The following is a 3,525-nucleotide window of genomic DNA, read 5'->3' as shown; positions in this document are numbered from 1 at the left end:
GCTTCGGCTCCAGAAGGTGCTCCTGTACGTCCGGAACCCGGACAGGCCGGTATCCTTTCCGGCCCGGATCCGCGCGGCGGGGCGCCTTCACGCGGTTCGCGGACGGGGGAATCCCGGGGAGATCCCCCGGGAAATGACGGCCATGGCGGAAGGGGCGCAATACGCGTTCTCGACGGACGCGTCGCGCGCCATCTTCGTCGCGGAAGATCCGGGGGCCGGGGGCATTTCGGGGATCTTTTCCCGGGCGCGGCGGCGGACCGGCGACTGGGTGAGACGCCACGCCGGAACGTCGGACGGAGCCGTCTTCCTCCTGTCTCTCGCGACCGGCGAGGTGCCGGCCTGGTCCCACCCGGTGGCGGCGCTGCTCCGGAGCACCGGTCTCGCCCACCTGATGGCCATCTCCGGCGTGAACGTGGCGGTGTTCCACGTCATGGCGGTCTTCCTCCTGCGCGTCATCCTCTGGTCCGTCCGCATGCGGCACGGGACGCCGGACCTGGGCCACCTCCCGGCGATCCTGTCCCTCCCGGCGTGCTGGGGGTACGTTCTTCTCGCGGGGGCGCCCGTGCCGGCCGTGCGATCCGCCGGGATGATCACCCTGTCCGTCCTCGCGTGGCGGAAGGCAGGGGTCCGCGCTCCCGGCCTCGCGTGGTCCGCGATGCTCTTCCTGACGATCGCGCACGCGCCGCTCTCGATCCTCTCGCCGTCCCTGCTGCTGAGCTACGGCGCCACCTTCTTCCTGATCGCCAACTTCTCCGTTCCCTCCGGTGGGGAGCGGAGCGGATCGCGGGGAAAAATCCTCGGGTGGGTCCGGGCGGCGGCGATCGCCTCTACGGTCGCGTTTTTCGGCACGCTTCCCGTGTCGGCCGCGTTCTTCGGTACGGTTCCGTCCGGCGCGATCCTGTGGAACCTTCTCTTCGGCCCGATCCTCGGGACCGGCGGGGTCGCCGGCGCCTCCCTCGCGGTTCTCGGAGGCGTATTCGGGATCGACGCGGTGGGACCGCTTGTCCGAACCTTTACGGAGTTCCTGACGTTCGGTCTCTCGACGCTCGACCTTGTATCCGCGTCCGGAGCGGGTTGCTTCCCGGTTCCGCCGTCGGGCGTGGCGGCTCCGCTCCTCGCGACCGCCGCGGCGTCGGCGGGGACGGTATGGAGGATGTCGCGCGGCCGGAAACCGTGGATCGCCCCGGTGGCCGCCGGCCTCCTGTTTCTCGGCTGGCTGCACCTCCCGTACGCCGCGATGCCCGAACGGGAGTTCGCGCTCACGGCGCTCAACGTGGGGAAGGGGGCGTCCCACGTCGTTTCGTTCCCCGGCGGGGGATGCTTCCTGATCGACTGCGGGAGCGCCCTCCGCGGGGACGCGGGAAGGCGCGTGGTCCTGCCGTTCCTTCGGGGGCGCGGGATCCGGAAGATCGACGCCCTGGTCCTCACGCATCCCCACGAAGACCATTTCGGCGGGGCGGGCGCGGTCCTCTCCGCGATGCCGGTGGGGGAGATCTGGCTGCCGGAGGGGGTGCCGAAGGAGGCGTTCGGGCCGGCCGTGTCGTCCTGGCGCGGACACGTCCGCGAGGTCCGCTCCGGTTTCACCTTCGAATCCGGCGGCGCGAGAGTCGTGGTCCGGGCTCCCCGTCGCGGGGCGGGGGCCGGTCGCGCGAACGAATCCGGGATCATAATGGAATTTCGATATGGGCTGCTGTCCGTGTGGTTGCCCGGGGACGTGGAGGAGGGGCCGTCGTCGTGGGGAGCCGCCGGGCGCGGGGAGGCCGAACGGAGGGTCCTCTTCCTCCCGCACCACGGTTCCCCCGGCGCGGATCCGGGCGGGTGGGCGGCCTTCTGCCGCCCGTCCGCCGTCGTGGCGCAAAATAGAAATTGTTTCGATGGAGGAAATTTGCTACCCTCGGGTCAGCGTTTCCTGTTGGAAAACGGAGCGTTTACGGTCCGTTCCGACGGGCGGAAACTCACTTTGGAGCAGGGAGGCCGCACGGGAGGGTGGAAGATCCTCTGGCGGCTGACATGAGAACGGTTTGCCCATTCGCAGCCAGGACCGGGAACGGGGCCTGTACATGACAACACAGCGTGTCCTCATACTGTGCCCCGAAGCGAAACGCATCGAAGGCACCGTGCAGGCGCCCTCCCTCAAGGGCGTCCACTTCTCCTTCTTCTCCCAGTGGAAGACCGGCGCGGACGCGCTCCGGAAGGAGAATTTCTCCGTCATCGTCGCCCAGAAGTTCTCGAAGGAGCAGGGTACCGAGGCGTTCGTCGCCGAAATGCTCGCCCTGGCGCCCCGCACGCCGCTGCTGCTGATCCTCGCCAAGGAGGACGGTCCTTCGGTGCTCGAGGCGTTGAAGGGGGGCGCATCCGAAATCCTCTTCGAGGAGAACCTGGCCGGCTCCCTGGTGCCATACCTCGAAAAGTACCTGTTCTCCGGGTACGGGCTCCTTCGGCGAATGTCGCTCGACGAGCTGTTCGACTTCTGCATTCCCGTGATCACGACGACCGACATGGGGCTTTTGGCCGGGACGATCCTCGAGAAGTTCCGCGAGGCGCTCGGCGCCTCGTTCGGCGTCCTCTTCAAGGAGGGCGGGGAAGGGGGAGTCCCGTACTCGATCCTCGCCTCCCTCGGATTTCCCGACGACGCCGCACCCGCGGCGTTCCTTCGGAACTTCGGGGAATCGCTGATCCGGAACTCCGGCCCCACCCCCGTCGTCCTGTCCGCCGAGGCGCTCGGATACCGGGATCGCGATGCCGGCCCGCCGCTCGACGGCAACCGGTACCTCCTGTCGGTCTGCTTCGACCTGTCCCCCGGCTCCCGGATCTTCGCGCTCGCGGGGCTCCGCGGCGCTCCCGAGATGGACGTGCTGAACAGCCCCCTGCTGAACTTCTTCTACCGGCAGGCGCGGCTGGCCCTGATCAACGCCGAGCGGAACGCCCAGGCGCAGAGCCTGATCTACATCGACGACCTCACCAAGCTGTACAACAACCGGTACCTGAACGTCGTCCTCGACCGCGAAATGAAGCGGTCGGAGCGGTACCGGAACTTCTTCTCCGTGCTCTTCATGGACGTGGATTTCTTCAAGCGCGTGAACGACGCCCACGGGCACCTCGTGGGGAGCCGCGTCCTGGTCGAGGTCGGGGCGGTCCTCAAGGCGTGCGTCCGGGAGTCCGACACCGTGGTCCGGTACGGCGGCGACGAGTTCGTCGTCCTCCTCGTGGAGACCAACTCCGAGGAGGCCCGGCACGTGGCGGAGCGGATGCGGAAGATGGTCGAGGCGGAGCAGTTCGTGATGGCCATGGGGCTCGACATCCGCCTGACGATCTCCATCGGGATCGCCGCCTTCCCGGAGCACGCGACGACGAAGCAGCACCTCCTGAACCTCGCGGACCAGGCGATGTACCGCGGGAAGGAGTCCACCCGGAACGTCGTCTATCTCGCCACCCCGCAGAACGTCCCATGACATTGCCGACCGTCCGGGGGATGAAGGACATCCTTCCCCCCGAGTCCGCCCGATGGGCTTCCCTCGAGGCGTC

2 protein-coding genes are annotated in these 3,525 nt (G+C 68.3%); both read left to right on the top strand.

What is annotated here, in order from left to right:
• The first annotated feature begins 133 nt into the window (after nucleotides 1–133).
• The gene (locus HZB86_11865; protein ID MBI5906219.1) at nucleotides 134–2,014 is read left to right on the top strand and encodes a ComEC/Rec2 family competence protein; all 1,881 of its coding nucleotides are present in this window, start codon (nucleotides 134–136) and stop codon (nucleotides 2,012–2,014) included.
• A gap of 103 nt (nucleotides 2,015–2,117) precedes the next feature.
• Entirely contained in the window at nucleotides 2,118–3,452 is a 1,335-nt protein-coding gene (locus HZB86_11860; GenBank protein MBI5906218.1) for a GGDEF domain-containing protein, read from the top strand.
• Nucleotides 3,453–3,525 lie beyond the last annotated feature (73 nt).

The sequence above is a fragment of the Deltaproteobacteria bacterium genome (assembly GCA_016234845.1).
Taxonomy (GTDB): Bacteria; Desulfobacterota; Deferrimicrobia; order Deferrimicrobiales; family Deferrimicrobiaceae; genus JACRNP01.
Note: the sequence above shows the minus strand (reverse complement) of the source record. Positions and strands in the feature narration are given on the sequence as shown.

Excerpts from the sequence above, each read along its gene's own strand:
- HZB86_11865 (MBI5906219.1), top strand. The coding sequence starts at position 134 with ATGACGGCCATGGCGGAAGGGGCGCAATACGCGTTCTCGACGGACGCG.